Source organism: Drancourtella sp. An12 (genome assembly GCF_002160935.1).
Lineage (GTDB): Bacteria > Bacillota > Clostridia > Lachnospirales > Lachnospiraceae > Sellimonas > Sellimonas catena.
On record NZ_NFLO01000012.1, the window covers coordinates 73,421 to 94,402 of the forward strand.

The 20,982-nt window shown below is 47.3% G+C and carries 23 protein-coding genes and 2 pseudogenes; 1 reads left to right on the forward strand and 24 read right to left on the reverse strand.

Annotated elements, in window-relative coordinates; genetic code table 11:
* Positions 1–47: 47 nt before the first annotated feature.
* Positions 48–2,411: an ATP-binding protein gene (locus B5E64_RS11270; RefSeq protein WP_087168607.1), complete on the reverse strand. Its 2,364-nt coding sequence runs from the start codon at positions 2,409–2,411 to the stop codon at positions 48–50.
* Positions 2,362–2,769 carry a PrgI family protein gene (locus B5E64_RS11275; RefSeq protein WP_087168608.1) on the reverse strand — a complete coding sequence of 136 codons (408 nt, stop codon included), beginning with the start codon at positions 2,767–2,769 and terminating at the stop codon, positions 2,362–2,364. Before B5E64_RS11275 ends, B5E64_RS11270 begins: the two co-directional genes overlap by 50 nt.
* Before the next feature lie 100 nt (positions 2,770–2,869).
* On the opposite strand from B5E64_RS11275, the gene B5E64_RS11280 reads away from it, so the two are divergent.
* Positions 2,870–3,250: a hypothetical protein gene (locus B5E64_RS11280; RefSeq protein WP_087168609.1), complete on the forward strand. Its 381-nt coding sequence runs from the start codon at positions 2,870–2,872 to the stop codon at positions 3,248–3,250.
* Positions 3,251–3,299: 49 nt separating this feature from the next.
* Here B5E64_RS11280 and B5E64_RS11285 read toward each other — a convergent pair whose 3' ends face one another.
* The 22 genes and pseudogenes from B5E64_RS11285 to B5E64_RS11385 form a co-directional block, all read right to left on the reverse strand.
* The gene (locus B5E64_RS11285) at positions 3,300–3,800 is read right to left on the reverse strand and encodes a hypothetical protein (protein ID WP_087168610.1); all 501 of its coding nucleotides are present in this window, start codon (positions 3,798–3,800) and stop codon (positions 3,300–3,302) included.
* Between the two features lie 16 nt (positions 3,801–3,816).
* Entirely contained in the window at positions 3,817–4,653 is an 837-nt protein-coding gene (locus tag B5E64_RS11290; RefSeq protein ID WP_087168611.1) for a hypothetical protein, read from the reverse strand.
* A 69-nt stretch (positions 4,654–4,722) separates the two neighbouring features.
* Entirely contained in the window at positions 4,723–4,941 is a 219-nt protein-coding gene (locus tag B5E64_RS11295; RefSeq protein ID WP_087162026.1) for a hypothetical protein, read from the reverse strand.
* A gap of 5 nt (positions 4,942–4,946) precedes the next feature.
* Positions 4,947–5,288, reverse strand: coding sequence for a glutamyl-tRNA amidotransferase (locus B5E64_RS11300; protein WP_087168612.1), 342 nt, complete (start codon positions 5,286–5,288; stop codon positions 4,947–4,949).
* Positions 5,272–5,889: pseudogene (locus tag B5E64_RS11305) on the reverse strand (TraG/TraD/VirD4 family protein); the annotation flags it as partial. The gene B5E64_RS11300 and the pseudogene B5E64_RS11305, both read right to left, overlap by 17 nt.
* A gap of 93 nt (positions 5,890–5,982) precedes the next feature.
* Positions 5,983–7,170: a hypothetical protein gene (locus B5E64_RS18430; protein ID WP_242960170.1), complete on the reverse strand. Its 1,188-nt coding sequence runs from the start codon at positions 7,168–7,170 to the stop codon at positions 5,983–5,985.
* 2 nt (positions 7,171–7,172) lie between these two features.
* Positions 7,173–7,892 (reverse strand): reverse transcriptase domain-containing protein, encoded by a 720-nt coding sequence (locus B5E64_RS18185; RefSeq protein WP_204247063.1) that lies wholly within the window; start codon positions 7,890–7,892, stop codon positions 7,173–7,175.
* Between the two features lie 815 nt (positions 7,893–8,707).
* Positions 8,708–9,919 (reverse strand): annotated as a pseudogene (locus tag B5E64_RS11315) (type IV secretory system conjugative DNA transfer family protein); the annotation flags it as partial.
* Positions 9,906–10,109, reverse strand: a complete 204-nt coding sequence (locus B5E64_RS11320) for a hypothetical protein (protein WP_087168614.1) — start codon at positions 10,107–10,109, stop codon at positions 9,906–9,908. The gene B5E64_RS11320 and the pseudogene B5E64_RS11315, both read right to left, overlap by 14 nt.
* A 12-nt stretch (positions 10,110–10,121) precedes the next feature.
* A complete protein-coding gene (locus B5E64_RS11325) occupies positions 10,122–11,156 on the reverse strand; it encodes a hypothetical protein (protein ID WP_242960171.1) in 1,035 nt (344 codons plus the stop codon).
* A gap of 5 nt (positions 11,157–11,161) precedes the next feature.
* Complete coding sequence (locus B5E64_RS11330; RefSeq protein WP_087168615.1) at positions 11,162–12,076, reverse strand: PcfB family protein; 915 nt, start codon at positions 12,074–12,076, stop codon at positions 11,162–11,164.
* Entirely contained in the window at positions 12,051–13,517 is a 1,467-nt protein-coding gene (locus B5E64_RS11335) for a relaxase/mobilization nuclease domain-containing protein (protein ID WP_087168631.1), read from the reverse strand. The genes B5E64_RS11330 and B5E64_RS11335 overlap by 26 nt, the downstream gene beginning before the upstream one ends.
* Position 13,518: 1 nt before the next feature.
* Positions 13,519–13,869 (reverse strand): plasmid mobilization relaxosome protein MobC, encoded by a 351-nt coding sequence (gene mobC, locus B5E64_RS11340; protein WP_087168616.1) that lies wholly within the window; start codon positions 13,867–13,869, stop codon positions 13,519–13,521.
* Positions 13,866–14,843: a DUF5688 family protein gene (locus B5E64_RS11345; RefSeq protein ID WP_140398856.1), complete on the reverse strand. Its 978-nt coding sequence runs from the start codon at positions 14,841–14,843 to the stop codon at positions 13,866–13,868. The genes mobC and B5E64_RS11345 overlap by 4 nt, the downstream gene beginning before the upstream one ends.
* A gap of 93 nt (positions 14,844–14,936) precedes the next feature.
* The gene (locus B5E64_RS11350) at positions 14,937–15,053 is read right to left on the reverse strand and encodes a DUF3789 domain-containing protein (protein ID WP_087168618.1); all 117 of its coding nucleotides are present in this window, start codon (positions 15,051–15,053) and stop codon (positions 14,937–14,939) included.
* A 175-nt stretch (positions 15,054–15,228) separates the two neighbouring features.
* Complete coding sequence (locus B5E64_RS11355; RefSeq protein WP_087168619.1) at positions 15,229–15,633, reverse strand: hypothetical protein; 405 nt, start codon at positions 15,631–15,633, stop codon at positions 15,229–15,231.
* Positions 15,634–15,647: 14 nt separating this feature from the next.
* On the reverse strand, positions 15,648–16,619 hold the full coding sequence (locus B5E64_RS11360) for a DUF3991 domain-containing protein (RefSeq protein WP_087168620.1): 972 nt from the start codon (positions 16,617–16,619) through the stop codon (positions 15,648–15,650).
* A gap of 157 nt (positions 16,620–16,776) precedes the next feature.
* The gene (locus B5E64_RS11365; protein ID WP_242960172.1) at positions 16,777–17,073 is read right to left on the reverse strand and encodes a hypothetical protein; all 297 of its coding nucleotides are present in this window, start codon (positions 17,071–17,073) and stop codon (positions 16,777–16,779) included.
* A gap of 278 nt (positions 17,074–17,351) precedes the next feature.
* On the reverse strand, positions 17,352–17,897 hold the full coding sequence (locus B5E64_RS11370; RefSeq protein WP_087168622.1) for a type III toxin-antitoxin system ToxN/AbiQ family toxin: 546 nt from the start codon (positions 17,895–17,897) through the stop codon (positions 17,352–17,354).
* A gap of 343 nt (positions 17,898–18,240) precedes the next feature.
* The gene (locus B5E64_RS11375; RefSeq protein ID WP_087168623.1) at positions 18,241–18,576 is read right to left on the reverse strand and encodes a hypothetical protein; all 336 of its coding nucleotides are present in this window, start codon (positions 18,574–18,576) and stop codon (positions 18,241–18,243) included.
* Between the two features lie 78 nt (positions 18,577–18,654).
* Positions 18,655–18,993, reverse strand: a complete 339-nt coding sequence (locus B5E64_RS11380) for a hypothetical protein (protein ID WP_087168624.1) — start codon at positions 18,991–18,993, stop codon at positions 18,655–18,657.
* A 130-nt stretch (positions 18,994–19,123) separates the two neighbouring features.
* Positions 19,124–20,965: a helicase C-terminal domain-containing protein gene (locus B5E64_RS11385; RefSeq protein ID WP_087168625.1), complete on the reverse strand. Its 1,842-nt coding sequence runs from the start codon at positions 20,963–20,965 to the stop codon at positions 19,124–19,126.
* Positions 20,966–20,982: the final 17 nt, after the last annotated feature.

Sequence of the window (20,982 nt, forward strand, 5' to 3'; positions counted from 1 at the left end):
AGCCTGTGGGAAATTTCTTTCCTCACAGACTGCTATAATTGATTGTATTATGATTCCGGAAGACCGTCTCCCGGACTGCCCCACGTTTTCTCGAAGTCCTCCGGTTTTGTGGACATCAGCTTGTAGATCTCAGAATTTTTACTCATCTGATTATAGAACGGAACCAGGGCGCTGCCGATCCTCGCAAGGCCATTTCCGGCCCTGGCATTTGTAATATACTTCATCTGTTCCCCGGAAATATGGAGAAGTTCTGCCAACTGCTCCCGGTCAGAAGCAGACTGATTCAGCATGACAATAAATTCCGAGTTGGAGAGCATTGTCCTTGCGGTCAGTGAATCCAGCACATACTCCACGTTCTGCGTCAGACTGGTCGTCCATGCGTTTCTCTTACGGAACCGCCGGTAAGCACTGTCGAAAAAATTTGCGCTGTACTTATGCTGCAACAGCGTGTGGAACTCATCCAGAAAGATATGGGTTCTCACACCGTTCTCCCAGTTCTGGGATACCCGGTTGATCATGTGGTCAGTGATCACAAGCTGCCCCAGATCTTTCATATCTTCCACCATGCCCCGTGTATTAAAGCTGATCAGACGGTTTTCCGTCTCAATGTTGGTGGGATGGGAAAAGTTGTTCAGCGTACCGTCCGTGAACAGTTCCAACATCAGAGCCAGATCTTTTGCCTCCGGCTCATCCTGCTCCTGCAGTACCCGGCGCAGCGTGAAAAAGGTCGGGATTTCGTACTGGCGTTTTTTGGAATACACACGCTCCACGCAGCGGTCAAGGATACTCTTTTCCTTCGGCCCGATAATATAGCGGTCATCCGTGATCCGCTCATACAGGGAGAGGACGAACTGGGATTTGTCCACAATCGGGTTTTTATCGCCATAGCCTTTTACCATATCCATAGCATTTAAGTGAATATCACTTCCGGCACAGATCGGCAGGCTCACGCCGCCCAGCGCCTGCACCAGAGGTTCATATTCCCCTTCCGGATCGTAGATCAGCACCTGATCTTTTGACGTTGTGAGAATAATTAACAACACAAATAATTTGGTCAACATGGATTTGCCACTTCCGGGTACGCCTAAGATAAAAGCGGACGGATTGAGCAGCAGACCACGGTTTACTAAGATCAGATTGTGGGAAATCGCATTGATCCCGCAGTAGATCCCGCCTTTGTCCATGACTTCCTGTGTCCGGAAGGGGATCAGACTGCCAAGGCTTTCTGTGGTCAGCGTCCTCATACTGTCAATCTTTCTCACTCCAATCGGGAGCGCAGTATTCATCCCGTCCATCTGCTGAAATTTCAGCACCGCCATCTGGCACATCTTATTTCTGGCCACGGACAGGATCGTGCTGGTATCTGCGTCCAACTGTTTCTTATCTCCGGCCATGTGCATTAAAGTCACGACAGCCACCATCATCCGCTGATCCCTGGTGGTCAGATCCCGCAAAAACTCCCGGCTTTCCTCCTTCTGCAATTCCATATCATAAGGAACTGTAGCGGAAAAGTTCTGGTTGGCGTTCTGCCTCCTCTGCCAGTTCGTGATATTCGTCTCCACACCCAGCAGACGGTTCTGGGCCTCATTGACCGCCTCGTCCGTGGGGATCGGGATAATGTCAATGCTGATCATCATGTTCTGGTTGATGTCGGCAAACTCCGATACCATTGTGTCTGAGATATAAGAGGCATAGTCTTTCAGATACAGAACCCGGCCATACCGCTCCCCTACTTTGAAATAGTCTTTCTCAAACTCCATCGTGTCCGGGCAGATATGGTCTTTAAAGCTGTGTCCCAGTTTTGCTGATGTTTTCATATCAAAAGAGAAATGACTTTCCTCTCCGGTCCGGTAGAAACTGTGCAGCACATGAAGCTTTTCCTGTGCGTCCAGTTCCTCACACTTGGAACCCAGGTTGCTGAAATGAGAAATCAGCCCGTTTCCGGTACGCAGAAAATAGTTCCTTGCATCCTCCACGTTCTTCCGATACACGGAGATCGTCACATACAATTCCCGGATCATGCCATTAGCTCCCACGGTTTTTTCCATGAGCATGTCGTTGACTTCCTTCCGGTACTTGTCCAGTCCGTCCTCCTGCATGGGGATAAAGACCGCCTCCTTCAGTTCCTCTTTGTTCAGTCTGCGGATAATAATCGTCAGCTTGGTCGTGGCTCCGCAGTCAAAAAAGTTCAGAATACTTGTGTAATCCAGAAACATAGCTTTTTTATCTTCCTCGGACGCCACCTCAAAGTTGATGTCTGTAAACCGATACGTCTTCGCATACTTGTTTTTCCCTACCAGAAAGATCCCGTCTTTCCAGATGGTCTGGATCGGGATTGCCTGCTGTACGCTCTTCGGGATTTTAATCTTCTCCTTGTCCTGCCGCATGACGGTTTTTAGTGTTCTTAACATGCTTTCCCATCGCCTCCTTTTCCTGCTTTCTGATTTCATCCTTTGCCAGTTCGTAATACAGGTTTTCCGGATGGAATACCAGATATTTCGGCATGAGGATCTCGCTCTTGATCCATACCCACAAAAATTTCTCTGCGGTCATCCCGTGGTATTTGATAAAACCGATAGCCGCAAAGGGCGCCGCTCCCAACATGCACACCCAACTGACTGTTTCCATTCCCATATGCGGGCGGAGCAAAAAATAAAGGCCCACAGCAACGCCGCAGGCCAGAACCGCACAGATAAACTGGCGGAGTGACAGGCCAAAATACATGGCCTCCGTATATTCCCGGATTTCCCGGTTGATCTTAATCTCCAAATGATGACCTCCTTTGTCTGAAAATTTCCTAATCGCACATTTGTCTCCCCCCTGCTCTTCCTGTTATACTCAAAGAAAAAACTGCAAAGGGGGCTTCGATATGCCATATACTGTTTTTATCTCTCTCGGTATCTCTGCTGTCCTGCTCTTTTTATCTCTGATCTTCCGTCTGGCGGGAAAATTAAGGCTGACTCTGCCACTGCTTTATTTCCTTCTGACCGCTACGGTTCTGAATCCGTGGGCCGCCGCCCATGAAACGCTTGCTTTTGCAATCCTTTATGGACTGCTCTCCTTCTCCGTTTTAAGCTGGCTGTTTTCCTTAAGAAACACCATCCGTGACCGGAGATATTATAAGGCGCTGGAAGAAGATATGAGCTGGCAGGTCAAGCGGGCCAGAAACAAGGGAATTGCAATGGACACCGTGTACTTTGACAGTACCGGGAACATGCGGTACAAAGATACCAATGAAATTGTAGACTAAAGGCACGGGGCTCCGTGTCTTTTTCTTATCCTCCAGCCACAGCCGGATTTCATCTCTCCGGTTCTTTCGACACCCGTTCCGGATGATAGAGAGTCATTACATCCATCATACCAGAAAGCCCTGTCTCTGTTTCGATCTTTTCTTTCGTTATACGGTTCTGCCTGCAATATTTCAGATATTTCTGCATACCTTTCTCTGTCTCGATTTCATCCTGCCATGCTTCAATGGTACTCCACACATCAAAATGACAATCCATACTCATGCCAACGATTTCATAGCCGGATTCCAACAGTTTAAACAGATCCCGTTCGTAATTAAAGCCCCAAAGCTCACAGGGCTCATCTCGTGTATAGGGATAAAACTGATAACAAATACATTGCATACCCGCAACCGCAATAATCTGATCCGGATTCGGGTACTTTCCTTTTGCAAGTACATACATCAGATCATAATTATCTGTCTCTCCCCACTCCCTGTTTTCCTGGTAGAACTCTTCCCGTTTCAAAGCACGGTTAGCTGCCCGCCATATTTTTTCTCTGTTGACTGTCATCGGCTCTCCTCCTTTCTTACAGCCCCATCATCTCCCGTACCACACGGTCTGCCATCTTCACAGCGCCTACCAGAACCAGCATGTTAAAGATCAGTTCCGCTATATAGCTCCACACCATTGTGACTGCCACTGCCTCTGGATCAACCACTGGCGGGGATGACGCAAACACGGAGAAGATAATGCAGGCCAGTACAATGATGGCTCCCTCCAGACACACTGCAGCATAGGATTTTAAAAAGCTCTTTCCCACGTTCTGTGTCGGCTCCCCGGCAAAGGTGGACAGGGGAACCGGCGCTATTGCGGTATAGAGATACAGCCGGAAAAACCGCCCGTAGACGCTCATGATCATGATAAAACTCAAGACCGTAACAAACAGGCCGCCGATCAGTGTGACCGCCCACAAAGGGATACTCTCAAAAAATCCGCAGTCCTCCACTGCGGTAATGATCTCCTGTGGCAGTACCGTCTCCTGTGCGCTCCCAAATCCGGCAGCGTCCATGATGGTACTGACTATCCCCTGCACGATCTCGAACAGCGCCATCATCAGTTCCAGTCCGTAAGTGACCACGCCTTTCGCCAGCGCAAAGCGGATAAACAGTTTCAGTGCATGTTCCGGCTTTTTCACTTCCGTAAAACTTCCGCAGGTCTTTACCACGCCTACTACGAAAAACAAAACCAGAAGGGCGTACCCGATTGCCTGCAGCGCACCGTGGATACTGACGATCACGTTCCAGATGTCTCCCCCTTTGAAATTTTCCGGAGACTGGGTAATGATCTGCCAGATTTCCGCCAGTTTGCTGTTCCATGTGTCCAGGGCGTTCTGAAGGTTCTGAACCACCCAGTTATCACTCAAAACACATTCCTCCTTTCCGGCAGAAACAGGACAGACCGTTTCCGGCCTGCCCCTCTGCCCGGTTTCTGATTATCTGCTGTCCCGTTCCGGCGGTTTATTTCGGATTACACCGTAAACATCATCCACATAATATCTTCCCACAATAGGGTTGAATATCGCATGGCATTTCACACCGTTGTACTCCGCCAGATAATCATTCTCCCCCAGACGTTCCAGAATGGCTGCCTCCGCAAGCACGTTTTTCCCGTCTGTTTTCAATGAATGGATATAGCATTCACACGTTTTCATTTTCATTACCCCGTAATCAGTGTTAAGATTTCCCTTGCAAACGTGATGATCACACCTCCAGCCAGTGTCAGAAATCCATTCGCCCTCTGTGACGGATCATGGGATTTTAAGGACAGGCCGATCTGCACGATACCAAATCCCAGCAGGATCATTCCAATGGCACGGATCAGCCCAAAGATAAATTCGGAAAGATTATTAATCACGGTCAAAGGATCATTCGATGCAAATACAGTTGTAGCTCCCGCTGTCATCATCAATACCAGCGCCGCATAGATGACCATGAACCGTTTTCCTCTCCGGCTCATGGGAAGTTTCCGGGTTTCTTTTTTCTCATCTCTCTGTTTCATTGTCTGAGTCCTCCTCGTTCTTACTGAATATTTCCTCTAAATCCTCATCGGATAAGAGTTCATAGCCTTCTATGTCCGGCGGTGCCTCTGCGATCTCGCCCTCCAGACTGTCTCCCAGCGTAATGCTCGCCACCGCCTGCGTCACTTCTCCGTGCAGGTAGGGTTTTCCTTTCCCGTCCGTGGTCAGAGCAATGTTCGGGTGTTTTAAAATATCAAATTTCTCGTCCATGACCGGGCGTTCTCCCCGGATAAAAAGAAGTGCGTAGCGGTTGTCCAGCATACGCACTTCATCCGGTGTCATCAGCTCCCGGCCCGTGATCTGATAGTTGGTGGAATAGTTCCCGGAGTGTCCGGTAGACTTTCCATAGGTGTTCGTATCTATGGTGGCTTTCCCAAGCAGTTCACTGACGTACTTGTGGGTTCCCTGCTCATTGCCGCCTAAATATAGAAATTCGTCAGCATTTCCCATAATGCTTTCCCACTGCTTTTCAAACAATGCCTTTAACTGGGCCAGATTTTGCAGGATAATGGACACGCTGACCTCTCTGGATCGCATGACAGAAAGGATCTTGTCGAAGTCATCGGGCAGGCTGAATAGCGATAGGTAAGCCTCTGGTGTTTCCACCTCGGGCTTTTCCCCCGCTCCACACCGTGCGTGATAGTTTCCCATCACACGGCGTTCCACCGACTAAGATTACTTTTTAGTGCCTATATAGTCCTCGAATTGTATTTCTTCCAACTCTCTATGTTTTCGGAGTTTATTGATTTTTTCTTTCATCTCCTCGGTCAAATGCAGGTCTGCAAGCAGCTTTCCGATTTTTACAGGATTCGTCGCTCTGACCACTTCCGACACATCTTTTGATAAAATTATCAGATTTCTATATGTGTCGTTCCGCTCTCCCTTGCATGGCTTGATGTGTACACACACCATGGCTGAAACAGACAGAGCCGTATGTGTTACCGCACATTTTCCTTTCTGAGCTATATATCTTGAAAGAGCGTTGTCCGCCATCTCCAGTGTAGGATAGAGATGTGCATTTTCCATCATATATTTCATGACATCGAAACTGATACAGTTTTCGATATCTGAATACTTCCTCACATATTTATTGACTTCACGCCTCTTATATTTAGGATATTCATATGAAACGTAGCCGACAGGAATAATCATTCTTCCTTTTATCCATCGGAACTGCTTCGATTTTCCATACTTTTCCATGATAAACTTGCTGTTTATCTCGCCTTGTCGCTCAATAGGAAAGCACCGGTTATTATGATTCATCCCGTTACTTTTCCCGGTGACTTTAAAGGCGATTTCTGCAAAGTCTGCCGAAACCATAGTTGCCATACAGTAGTAATTGTGCATTCCCATGACCATTGCATTATAAAGACTTATATTTCGGTCTATTTCGCTTTGTTTGCTCGGATTTTTAATGTCTTTCCAAACATCACTTAGCTTTTTAATAACCTTTGCTTTACTCTTATCTGCCATGTGTGAACGTATTATCCACTTACTGCCTTTTGGTACAACCTTAAATTTGATACCAAGAAAAGTAGTATAATTCTTCCGCAGATTTGTAATGCCCGATTTTTCTTCACTGGTCTGTAAATGCAGATTCTCTGCCAACCAGAGTTTTGTGGCACACATTACCTTTTTCGCCGTTGCATAATCCCGACAGAATAGCTTAAAATCATCTGCATACCTTACGATATACATTTCTTTCAAATCGGTTTTTGCTCTCAGCTTATTCCATTTCTGCGTTCTGTCTACTGTGAGGACGTTTCCCTCTTTATCAGTCTTGTTAAACTCTAAACCTGTTTTACCCTCTTTGATTTTGAACATTTCCCACTGACTGGCAATCCACCAGTCCAGTTCATTCAATACTACATTTGCAAGAAGTGGGGATAGTATCCCCCCTGTGGTGTACCTGTCTCTGGAGAGATTATAATGTCATTGAACAGGATTTCTGCTTTCAGCATCTGCTTGATTATCATAATCAGCTTTCTGTCCTGTATGCCGATTCCCCACAACTGCCGAATCAACTTACTGTGGTTGATATTGTCAAAGAAGCCAACAATGTCTACATCTACTACAAAATGCAGGTTCTGCAACTGTGCCATTTTATAGCACTGTGCGATTGCATTCTGCGTTGACCGATATGGTCTGAAACCATTGTTCCGCTCATGAAATTTTGCTTCACAAATCGGCTCCAGTATCTGTAAGATACACTGTTGTATCAGGCGATCCCAAATACTCGGAATCCCTAATGGGCGGGTTTTTCCGTTGTCTTTCGGGATGTCAACTCGTCTAACCTTTTTTGGCTGATAATAGTTCAACTTGTTTCTGACGGTTCTAATGACCGATTCGATAGGTAGCGACTGTATTGCTACAATCGTTTTCCCATCTGTACCGGGAGTTTTGCTCCCACTGTTTTTGCAGATATTTCGATATGCGAGTATGATATTCTGCTCCGACACAATCAATGGCATAAGCCTGTCAAATGTCTTTCCATTCTGGCTGTCCTCAAATAATCGGTAGCCTGTTTCTTTAGCGTCATACCTCTCTGCATTCCGCTCTGCTTTGTTTACAATTCGTTTCGCCATAGTAACCAACTCCTTATTGGAGAATGATTTTTTCTTAGTCGCACCACGACAGCTATGAAAATCTCCTTATTGGTGATTACTATATAGGCATGAAAGAAAATCTTAGTATCGGCTTGAGGCTATCCCTCCACCGCTTATTATCACGGCTTCACAGGTACTGTGCCTCTACTCTCACAGCCACTAATGCACTTATTGTAGAAAGGTTCTTTCAACTCCTTTCCTTTTCGATACAACTACGGTACTTTGCCGCTGATACAGTCAGCTCCCGTATTGGCTGCTTTCCACGTTCCGCATAACTTAGGATTGTTGCCACTTAGGTTGTTCCTTTAGCCCTGCAAGCATTATCTTCAAGAGAACTTCTCAAGATACCTGTGTCCTATAAACACAGAGGGCATTTCATACTAACAACTTTTACTTTGCCCCGCTTGCGTACCATTGGTACACTTGCATTTCTACAAGCCATTCGTTTAGAGCCGTACATTCGGAATCTTTGTCAGACCGCCTTTTTGGTCATTCTAACCATATGGCAACCCCACCCGCACTGTCACACACAACCCGTACCTCTACGAATCTTTCCTCGCCTTTCAGCGTTAGGGTGTGCTTCGCACGACTTCCCCGAGCTTATAACCCCAACCGTCTGTATCCGGCTGACGCTATTCGGAGTATTAGTGAATCCCCTTCAGGGCGTTACCCCATCATTTGAGATTTCAGTTACGCAGTTCTCTAAAACCACATCATTTATTCAATTATTTGTGACTTTAGGCTACGCTTTTGTCGGTTATTCCCACCGTTTTAAGCGTAGAACGTGTCACACCGTTTGCGAACTCGTCCATCAGGAAATGAACGTGGACGGGCAGCCTGCCGCCATACTTGTGGTCTGCCAGATAGAAAAGCTGTTGGAATAACTGGGTATACAAAATCGACACCAGAAAGTTATAGCTGGTGTCATTGTCCGGGATCAGCGCAAAGAGCGCCACTTTCTTCTCTCCCAGGGATGGAAGATCCAAGTCGTCCGTGGCGGTCAGTGCCGCAAGGCTTGACAGGTTGAATTTCTCCAGTCTGGCCGCCAGTGTGATCTGGATGGATTTCAGCGTTTTCGCACTTCCGGAGTGGTAATCCTTGTAATACTTCACTGCGATATGCTCCGGCTCCCGCATTTCCAGACGCTCGAACAGCTCGTCCAGAGGGGATTGGTATTCGTCATTGTCCTCCCGCACTTCCCCGGCCCGCAGAAGTTCCATGACCATCGGGAAGTTCTGCTCCTCCTCCGGTGCCTCGTATTTCAGATAGAAGATCAGCGCCAGAAGAAGCATGGAAGCCGCTGTATCCCAGAAAGGATCGTTGCTCTGGCTCCCCTTTGGCGTGGTCGCTTTAAACAGGTTCGTCACAAGCCGCTGTACGTCATTATCATCCTTCAGATAGACAAAAGGATTGTAACAGTAGCTTTTCTCCATGTTGATCAGATCCAGCACACGCACGTCATATCCTTTTGCCTCCAGTAAATACCCGGTATCCCGGAGATTTTCCCCTTTGGGATCAAGCACCACAAAAGAAGTGTTCGCCTGCATAAGATTCGGTTTCGCATAAAACCTCGTCTTGCCCGCCCCGCTTCCTCCAATGATGATCGTCAGCAGATTCCGGCGGTGTTTCCGGCTGTCATAACTGATCCGCACATTCTGCGTCATCAGTTTATTCGCCAGGAAATTTTTCTCACTGTATTTCCGATTGATCTCCTGCGGATTTCCCCACACAGCGGAACCGTGTTCCTCTCCCCTCCGGTACTTTCTCCGGGTGGACAGATAAATCCCGATCCCCAGTCCATAGGCAAGCAGAAAAAGAAGGACAGTTTTTACACTGTCCTTGCAGATTTCAATGGAAAACGGATGGTTCATGGCCTCCGGCAGACCTGTTAAGATTTCCATAAGGCCGCCGGACAAGTAAGGCGCTGTCAACAGGGCAAACCAAACCACTGGTACGATACCAAAGGCAGCGAAGATCCATGTGCTTTGCCTGTTACCGCTCTTCATGACGTCTGTGCCCCCTTCGTGGTTTCTCCGGCGGCACCTCCAGCTTTGCGATCACTTTTAGGAGAACGTCATCCACTGCGTCCGTGGGCCGTTCCTCCTTTAACATCTGGTTCCGTTTGTCTTTCAGCGAATGGAAGATCACACCGCATTCATATTTATCCAGTTCCAGAGTAACTCTGTCCTCACTCAACGTTCACACCTCCTATCGCTCCTGCACGCTCTCCCGGCGCTGCCAGTTTCCCCGTGGCTGTCCGGATTCCCGGTCCGGCCCATACATCCGGTCCTGGCCTCCTTCCCGTTCCGGCCTGTTTTCCTGGCGTTTTCCTTCTTCCCGGTTCTGGCCTGTCTGTTCCTGCTGTCTCTGATTCATGCGGTTCTGCTCAAACACTTTTGCCATACGGGAAGAAATGGTATTGGCAGCTTCACGGGCCTTTGACAGTTCGGCCCGCACTTCCTGCGGCTCCATTCCCTCCAGAAATGCCGGAGCATAACTGAAATCATATGCCTGCGTGTCGATCCCATACTTTTTGCAGAGCATATAGGACGCACAATAGGCATGGAAAGCGTCCTCGTTCCGATCATACTCCGGATCTCCGTCCGCAAACCCGGCAAGTGCCAGTTCCGGCGTCAGACACTGGAAGATCTCCTGTGCGTTCATGCCTTTCCGCACATAGATACAGTTTTCCTCCGGTTCAAAGATTGCCCCTTTATCCTCCGACATTTGATCCGGCTCCGCTGTCACAATACTGGCCGGAGGATTGTTAATCAGCGCCCGGATCAAAAGCCTCTCATCCATTGCTGTCTGCGGCTGCGGACGCTCACTCATGGTAGTCTGGGAAATATCATACAGTTTTTTTGCATTGTAATAGGTGCCGATACTCCCGTCCTCCCGCTCATATTCCTTTCCCGGTTCCATGATCAGAACCGGATTCTGCCGCTCTGCACGTTTCACGAATACTCCCTGTTCTCTCCAGTAACCATAATCTCCAAGGCGTTCTGCGTCCGGCCTCTGGGCTAATATGAGCAGGGCATTGTTAGCGGTATAACGGTCAAACCGTGCCTGTACATCCAGATACTGCTGAAATTTCCCGCTGTCAGCAGCCACTTCATTTGTGATCAGTTCGGACAGCTCATAGCAGCGGCTCCGGTTATTCTTGCTTTCTGCAATAAAAGCAGCCTTTTTATCGTCCTGTGGCACTGCCGATACATTCAACATGGAATCAAAGTTGTTCTCCATACTCTCTACCTCTCTTTCGATTTTCTCTGTTTTTTCCGGTTCTGCGGCTGTGTATGCTGCGTCTGCCTTGTCCGGCTGGGCTTCTCTTTTGAAACCGTTTCCTGTGCCTTACCTTCCGCCTCTTTCTTCCTCGCTGCCTTTATCTCATTAAGTTCTTTCCGTACAGACGGCTTTTTCGGTACGGATGGGGTATACAGCTTAGAAGTACCCTCGGCGGTTTTGTCTGGCCTCACGGAGATAGGCTCGGACAGACGGGATTTCTCTGTCTTTGCCAAAGAGGGGTTTTGCTGTTTTCCCTCGTTTTTTACTGGCTCCCCAAACAATTCGTCCATGATCCGATCCTCTTGTGATTTTTCCGGATGTTCCTGCCGTGGAACTTCTGGAGATTTCCCAGATACCACCTTCTGCTCCTGCAGGTGTTCCTCTTTCTGATTTGTCTTTCCGGTATCCGGTCGTGTTTTTCCGGAGGACGTCTCCCGGCTCTTCCCCTTGGATTTATCCGCTCTGCTCTTTTCAATCTCATCCTTAATTTCTGCTGCTTCCGAAACAGAAGCAAACTTGAACCGCTCCACGATCCGGTTAATCCGGGGAGCATCCTCCTCTTTGACCACCACATCGACCATCCCATCCTTACTCCCTCTCGGATTCCGCACCGCACAGTATAGGATCCCATATCGTTTTGCTCTTGCGACAAACTGTTTCAAATCGTTTTCTTTCACAGGATACACAGTCAGCGGTTTGCCGGAGCGGACAAGGGTTTCCAGCCTTGCCCGCCCTTTGGTCTTTTTCTGTTCTTTCATTATCGCATACAGAAGCACTGCAAGCTGTTTCGCTCCGACTCCTGTGAGCTTTAGGGCAGCCTCACCTACTTCCAGTGACATCCTTACTACCTGGTCAGCGGCTTCGCCTGATGTGTTCATGGCTTACTTCCTCCTTTCCCTGTTTCTTTTCCTGCCGCACAATCTGTATTTTCTGCCGGATCAAACCGGAACGTGCGGCAATCCCGTCACAAAGCACCACCTCCTCTCGGAGTTCCCCGATTCGGGCAGTCAGTCTGGAAATTTCTGCTTTTACTTCCGCCAGACGTTCCTCCTCCCGGATACTGCGGCACTGATATCGTAGCCTCTGACGTTCCTTAGATAACTGCGTCATCTGTTCCTGCAGAGATCCTTTATAAGAAAATAGCTGCTCGTCCGTGTCAATGTGACATCGGCAAAGCAGCCTTGTCTCTCTGGAGATCTGTTCCAGTTTCGCCAGATCTTCCCGCAGGAGAAAATGAAGTTGTTTCGGGGACACGGAAGGGCGCTTTTTCGGCAGGATTCCTAAAAGGAAGCAGTAGTGCAGGTACAGTCCCCGCAGTCCTCCGATTTTTCTTTTCGGCAGGTTTCCCCTCACATGCACCACATACCGCTTTTTCTCCGGCAGTCGTTCTTCCTGCGGGATAGCAGACGGTTTTTCCTCCAGTATTCTTCTCCGGATCGACTCCAGAGAATAGTCCTCTCCAAAATTCCGCTCCAGTTTCAATCCCCGATCCCGTTCTTCCGGACGGATAGTGATGTCTTTCCCAAACTTGATGGAATAGCCTTTCGCCTTTAGGATATAGAAAAACTGTTTTTCCGTCCTCGCCTGTAAAATCGCCTCATCCACGTCCTCCCGGACAATACTGTGATAAGTGGGCCTCCCTTCCTGCTCTGCCCGCCACTCGCCATAATGCCTGGACTTTCCCGGTTTCGGATGTTCGATCACGGACAGGCCATACTCCCGGCAAAGACGGTCAGAGGCAGCTCGCATATCTCGGTAGTCTTGATTGGTTCTGTGATACCGTTTCCCGTCTGCATAAGATACAGAATTGACCACAAAATGGTTGTGAAGATGATGGGCCTTGTCCAGATGAGTGGCAACCAACACCTGGAAACGCTCGCCCCACAGCTCTTGTGCCAGGCGGACACCGATCTCATGGGCCAATGCCGGGGTACACTCTCCCGGAGCAAAGGACTGATACCCATGAAATGCCATAATCCCTTCATCCTTTCCATACCGCTTTTTAACCGCCATCATTTCATTACGTGCGGTGGCGGGCGTACAGTTGATACCGGAAACATACTGCTGCATAACCGGTTCCGTCTCACTGGTAATCTCCTCCTCTCCCTTCTTCCCTTTCCGTCTGGTCTTTTCCTCGTTGACTGCATAGGCGATCACATCAGAAAGGCTCTGCATTTTCTCCTCACTCTGTACCGCCTCTTCTTTTTTATATCCCGGAAGTTTTGCGATCTCCGGAGCGGTGGTCTTTTCCGGGTTCTCTACATAGATCACGACTTTCCCCAGCCAACCTTTCACACTCCAGATGGATGTGGTAGCCACCTTACACTCCCCTCCGGTTTTCATTTTTCATCGGTTCCGGCAGGATCACTGCCTCCGTAATCTTCTTTATGGTATCCTCAAACATCCGCATATCCCGGTCATATCGCTGCACATCCAGCACATTTAGAGTGTGGGCTTTCTGTGCAATCTGATTTAAGTTATTCCCGATCCGGTGGAGTTCCCTCATCATGGAATAATAGTCCGGTGGCGGAGCGTCTCTCGGAACCACACCGCTGATCAGATGGCGGAGATACGCCTCACGACTCAGTCCGCTCTTCTTCACTTTCTTATCCAGCGCCTCCGCCTCTTTCCGGTTTAGTCGGAACAGGATCGCCACATTTCGTTTTCTCATCGCTCCATCTCCTTTGCTTTTTCCATGGATTCCGGTATCTGACGCAACTGTCGTTTCTCTTTGTCAAACTCATATACCCGGTCTGACAAGATTTCATCACGGGCTACTTCTTTCTGATTCACGTCACGCACCATCTCTCCCATTTCTTTCGGTGTTATACCGAGATCTTTAGGAATGATAATCATCTCATGCAGAGACGAGGGAAGGAGATAACAGCCCTGTGGGAATACGGACTCCAACTGCTCCTGCAGATTTGGATACGCAAGAACAGAGGCTCCATTTAATCTCATCGGGTTACTCAGAACGTACATGCCCTCTCTAGGGAACTCCTCCCCTTCTTTTAACTGAAACAGATTTTGGGCCTCAAAGGGAAGTCCACTCATTTCCATCATCAGATCATCCATGCTCATCAGTACAGCCGGACTTCCCTTGACTGAATTTTCCACCGCCTTCTGGTAAACTTCCTCCGGGCGTACTCCCCACTGACTCAGCATTTCATGGGTTACTTTGACACTCCCAACTCCCTCCCCGGCGGGCGAAGGAAATTCAATCCTACAGATCACAGACAGGTCTTCCATTTGCTTATGCGGGACTTTGGATAACATCCGCTGATTCGCTTTTGTATTGATGACCTGCACGGTTAAATAATCTTTCACGGAATCATAATCCGTAAAATCCAGACTTTCCGGCAGTTCCCGCACAGACAGCGACTGTCTGCACACATCGGCAATACGGTTCATGATCCGATCCATCGGCTCTCCCTTTCGGACCTGGTCATAAAAAGGTTCCATATAGACAACCGGAGCGATCTGCTGTCCCGGCATACTGAGAACAATTCCTGTCAGCACTACGCCATTATTCTTCTGCTGTTCAGAAACTTCACACTGCATGTCCTGATATTCTTCCGGCAGATAATCTTTAATCTGCTGTGTCACACCTTCCGCGAACACTTTTACCGCAACTGTGCTGTTCATTCCGTCTGCCCTCCTTTTCTCTTAATGCCTGCTGATATTTTTTCAGTCTGTTTTCCGCAGTCTCTTTTCCTGTTCTGATCATTTCCATGCGTATCATTCGTCCACCTCCCGGTCATGTCTGTAAAGGCGATTGATCTGCATAAGACACATCATAGCCACACCGATCATACCGCCTACGATTGTTCCAACGATAAACTGAATCATCTTCATTCTTACCTCCGTTTCTTGTAAAAGGGTTTCAGGGATTTTCCCTGACAAGCTGCCGGATGGTTGCCAGAGAAGCGCTGGCAATCCAAAGGCGTTGCTTGCTGGTATTGTGTATCACACTCTGCCTGCGCTCCGTTCCCGCCTCCGGCGGTTCATTACCTGCCGACAAGAACATCTGTCATGGCTGTTTCTCCCCTTCCGGATGAGTACATCCGCCACATTCCGGGCAACGCCAGTGGCAATTTTCACACTCCTCATCTCCGCAGACGCCATAGTCAATCAGACTGCAAAGGCCGCATTTCTCGCAGCCATACTCGCAGGTATGACATCTCTCCTTCCGGTCATTTACAATACATTCTCCACTTTCCGGGCAAAGATAGGAGCAATGATCACAGTCTCCCGGACAATCCCGCTCCTCTTTTTCTTCAACTACAATGCCGACTACTTCGCCTCTCTCCACATTCAAAGCCTCTCCGGATGTAATCAGATCTCGCAGAATCCGGTCAATTTCCTTCTGGTTGGACGCACCTATTGCAATCTTTTTTCTGTGAATGATCCGCAGATCATAGTGAATTATTTTCATAAAATCCTCTCTTTCTATCGTTCCAGACTTCTTTCTCTGTGCCGTTTTTCCCGCTTTGTCTGCCGGATTCCCAGCCGGATACAGAGGTTGTCATTACAGTCTTTTCCCTGCCTTGGCGGCTCATCTTTTGTCTGATATTTCTCTGGAAGAACCGTCCGGATGGCCTGTGTCGCAAGTCTTCCCGTCCGGTCATTGTCCAGATGAAAGACCACCCTATCCACCTCCGGATGTTCGTTTAAAAAGCGTGTCAGTGCCGCCGGCACCTTACTTTTCTCGATTTCCTTGGCTGGCTGATACACACCTGCAAGAGATAACAAGTGTTCCTCTCTCCAGTTATTCCCGTCCAGTTTTTGCTCCGTGGCGTAAGATAGCAGGTCAATCGCTGACTCAAACAGATGGACTTCGCAGCATTTTTCTTCTGCTGGGATACAGAAAGAATAGTTTTTGTCACTCCCGGGCGCCTCTCCGACAAAGTCTGTATCAATCCCGCGCAGAGCCGCATAACGAGGTATTCCGCACTGATCCTTCCCCACAAAAACCACGTTGTGATAATTCGCACTCTCATAAACTTGTCCGGTTTTCAGACAAAACTGAATAATCTCCATGTCAATCCCACGGTTCTGCAGGTAAGAAACTTCGTATATCTGATAGCGGTATGGTTTTGGAAGGATCAGCTTTTTCTCTATTTTCTTTTCGGCTGGTATGGAAACAGGCGGCTGGATCGCCGCCTGTTCCGCTATGGTCTGTACCGCCTGCACGAAGTCATATCCTCTCACTTTGATCAGATAATCCAGTGCGCTCCTGCCCCCAATCCCTCGGCTCCACCACATCCATTTCCCATTGGAAATCTTCAAACTGTCGTGAGTTCTGGTGGTATAAGTGTTCCCTGAGAAATGCACCAGCTCATAAGGTTCATAGGTTTTCAGATAGGTCAGCAGGTCAATCTGCTTCACTCTCTGCACCACTTCCGGCGCAACATAAGGCATAAATATCATCTCCTTTCCTGCCCGTGATTGGATATTTCATAGCTGATTTCGTATATCCGGGCACAAAAATAGCCGGATGATCTTCTTTTTTTGAAAACCATCCGGCTATGTAATTATATATCACAATATGAGTTTGGTTATTTCAGCAAATTAGGATTTATCGTTTCTTCACAAGCCAATTATCATTTTGCGTTTTTCTTTCGGCATAGTAACCACATGGCATATCTTTAAGAACACCAACAGAATTGTCTAAATCGAACGCTTCTTTTAGAGATACTAGCCTCGCTTCATCCGTATCATGTGTTGAACCACACAAAAATTGCCACATTCCATCATCTTCATCATGAGATACATATAAAATAGGTTTGCCATCATCTATAATATGGCAACAGACTATTGTGGCTGTATTAGGTGCATCATAAAAAGGGAAATCCATGTGCAACGCTCCTTCCAAATTCCAATTTATCTTTATCCCAACTTTACCACGCTTCTTTCTATCTGTAAACTCACTCTACTTTTAATCCTAAGATTTTTATATTAGACAGATCAACAGATTAATCAATTTCACTCTGCATCACTTCCGTCGCAACATAAGACATAAATATCATATTCTTTCCTGCCCGTGATTAGATATTTCATAGCTGATTTTGTATATCCGGGCACAAAAATAGCCGGATGATCTTCTTTTCTTGAAAACCATCCGGCTATGTAATTCCTTTCTTGATAATCAAATTATAACGTAGAAGATATATTATGTTCTCTTTCCCACCTATCGCACTCTATTTCTAATTTTTTAAAATCACAGCATGTCTTATTAAAAAAATAATAATTTCTTGATTCTTTATCGTATCTCTCCCGATAAACTGCAATAGACTTAGTATTGATTTCAACCCATTTCTTTCTTATCTGTCGCTCTTCATTTGCCAGATATGTATCAATTTTTGGATCGATCTGTATGGGTTTTATCTGGCTGTCTGGTACTGGAAACATGTTATTGTGCAATAAATTCGCTATCTCCTCGCCCGCCACCTTAAGAAAGGTAGTAATGACAGCGCTTCTTTTCTTCTTTCCTCTTGCAATTCTTTCTTTTGTTGTTTGCGATGTTAATGGAACTACAAACATTCTACCATTAATTTGTACTGCTAAACCCACAAATTTTCTGTTGTTATATTTGACGCTGACACGCCAGTCTGCATCGTGCATATATTTTATATAATCCCGTTGAATCTCACATAAAATAGGTGTGGTTTTTCTTATATCCTCTTCTAATAATCTCATTTGTCTCCTTTGAAAATAGCCGCTTTTCAGCGGCTATCTTTTTCCCACTAAGTAGGGAAACACTCATTTTGAATCGTCCACTAAGCAGGACCACGCTCATTTTGAATCGTCCACTAAGCAGGACCACGCTCATTTTGAATCGTCCACTAAGCAGGACCACGCTCATTACTTCTTTATCGTCTCCCATTTCATAATCTCAAAGATTACTCAGGCAGGGAATCGCCTTTCTTTAATTATAATTATACACGCTTTCATATTGATGTCAAGATACCCTCGCTGCTCTTACTCATGTCTGCGTGTATATAATAGTATATGCGATAATTTAAAAATTACAAGACTTTTTTTAGATTGCCCCAATCTTTTTCAGATACGCATATCCGTCCGTATGCCCCCGGAAATAAATCTGACAGCGTTCTATCGTCTCTTTCTCAAACATCCTGCTCATGTATTGCCTCACAATCTCATGTTCCTTGGCTGTAAGGCTGATAGCTCCGCTCCCTTCTGTCACTTCCAGAATAAACGGATACCTGCTTTCCATCTCTCCCAGTTCCTGGCACATATCGGCATACTCTTCATCCTGTTTTTTCAAATCCACCATGATCTCGCTGTCGATCTCCATAAAACTGTCTTTAATCCGCTCCACCAAATCATAAAAGTCTGTCTTCTCCAAACTGTTCATCCTTTCTGCTCTGCTAATCTGCTTTCTTATCTTACTATATCCAGTTTTCTATCTTTCTACAATCCAGTCCGCTGTTTCCTATAAAAGTTCCAGTAGCTGCAGCACTTCTATGGTATGCTGACATCCCATAAGATAAAGCTGTATTCGTTCATAATCTTCCCTGTCTGCGTCCAGCGCAAGGAATTTTGACAGTGCCTTTGCCTTTTTCACGGAAAGTTTCATCGGCTCTTCGATCTTATCCCGGTCAATCAACTTAGAGATAAACGGATATTTAAATAGTAGTTCGTCACTCTCTTTTAAAATCCGGCTGTATTCCGGAGACAACTTCAACCGATTCTTGCAGGTTTCGCTGATCTCGTCCACCACAGCGCAGGCCCAGATCGGTAGATCGTAAATATCCACATTCTCTATCTTCATAGCCTTCTTTTCCTCCTTTCCCGCCCACTATATCAGAAGTTCTGACCGCTGGCGATTGTGCGTTTTCATTGTTTACACATTTGTATCTAAGGCTATGTATTACGGTATCAGTTCCCCGATACCGCATTTCTTACCGCACCCAGGCGGCTTTTTCCCGCTCCGGTTCGATTTCCTCTTCTTCCGGTTCTTCTTCCATAACGATGTGGTCTTTCTTGTCCATATCCAGAAGAGCGTTCAGTTCCCCCAGTCTTGCCACCTTTTCTGCCAGTTCCTTTTCCTGCGGGAACTCCTTTTGTGCCTCCACCTTTGCAGTTTCCAACTGAGATTTTACGGTCTCAAGAACTTCCCGGCAGCGTGAGAGATTGTCCGGCAGCTCATTGATCTTGTTATCCAGTCTTGTGATATTTCCATGAATATCCGTTCCCAGTGGCACTTTATAGGTTCCTTTCCCATGTAAAGCAATGACAAATTCCTTGCTGGCAGAGGAATAGGACAGCTCCATCGAAAGTCCACGATAAGCCCCCAGTGGCACAGGCTCCGGAGATTTCATGGCTTTACAGGCGTCAATGATTGCCTGTCCTGCCTCCTTTTTCTCCGTGTAAGAGTAATCCCCGATCTGCATGACTGGAAAAGTTTCCCGATCCGGCGGCGTATGTGCTTTAACCTGGGCAATATCTGCCTCATACTGTGTGATCCATGTCTCCTGTTCTTTGATCCGTGCCGGAAGATGTTTTGCCACCTGATCCTCCATCTCATATTTCTGGTTCAGAAAGCTCTGCTTTAAAAGCCGCAGCTTGGATACCTGTATATCCAGATCCATCTTTTCCTTAATATAAGGGTTTCCTGTGGCCAGAGCCTTGATCTCCGCATAGGACAAAGCCACTTCATCTATGTCCTCCACGCTCCGGGCCGGGTTCTTGGATGTCATGATCTGGCTGATATATTTCTGCTTGTTCTCAATGGTCTGATAGAGATAAGCGTCAAAAGTTCCCTCTGTCACATACCGGATGATCTCAACTTTCGGGTTTTGATTGCCCTGCCGGATGGTTCTTCCTGCCCTCTGCTCCAGATCACGGGGACGCCAGGGGCAGTCCAGATCGTGGCTGGCTATGATCCGATCCTGCACATTCGTTCCGGCTCCCATCTTAAACGTACTTCCCATAAGGATACGGACAGCCCCACGCCTGACCTTGGAAAAGAGTGTTTTTTTCCGCACATCCGTATTGGCGTCATGGATAAAGGCAATCTCCTCCGGTGGGATTCCCCTCGCAATCAGCTTATCCCGGATGTCGTTATACACACTGAAAGTACCGTCTGTTTTCGGTGTGGACTGATCACAGAATACCAACTGCGTCAGCTTTTTCTCCTTTCCCTCCTCCCAGTGACGATAGATCTCCTCCACGCAGGCATTGATTTTACTTCCCGGATCATCCGGCAGAAGCGGATTCGTAAGCCTTTGGTCAAGAGCCAGTTTCCTTCCGTCATTGGTAATCTTAAGCATGTTATCTTCTCTTGGGTTTACTTGGTGGGTCCGTACCTTTTCCGCCCGGTTTCCCAGTTCCTCCACCATATCCCGTTGTAAATCGCTAGCTTCCACCTTTACTACCCGGTACACCGTTTCCGGAACAGGAAGATTCAGCATATCCGCTGTTTGGATATCTGCCACCTCCCGGAACATTTGCAGAAGTTCCGGCAGGTTATAGAACCGTGCAAACCGTGTCTTTAGGCGGTATCCGTTCCCTTCCGGCGCAATCTCCAATGCGGTCACAGTTTCTCCAAAGGTGGACGCCCATGCGTCAAAGTGCTGTAAGTGTTTCTCCCCTAACGTTCCATACTGAAGGTAACGCTGCATGGTGTAGAGTTCATAAGGTAGGAAACGCCACGCCATACTTCCTTTCGTCCGTGGTCTTGGCGTAACCCCCTCCAGAACCGTGCTTACACCTCTCGATGTACACGGCTCGCCATCTTTCATAGTTTAAGTGATTTTGT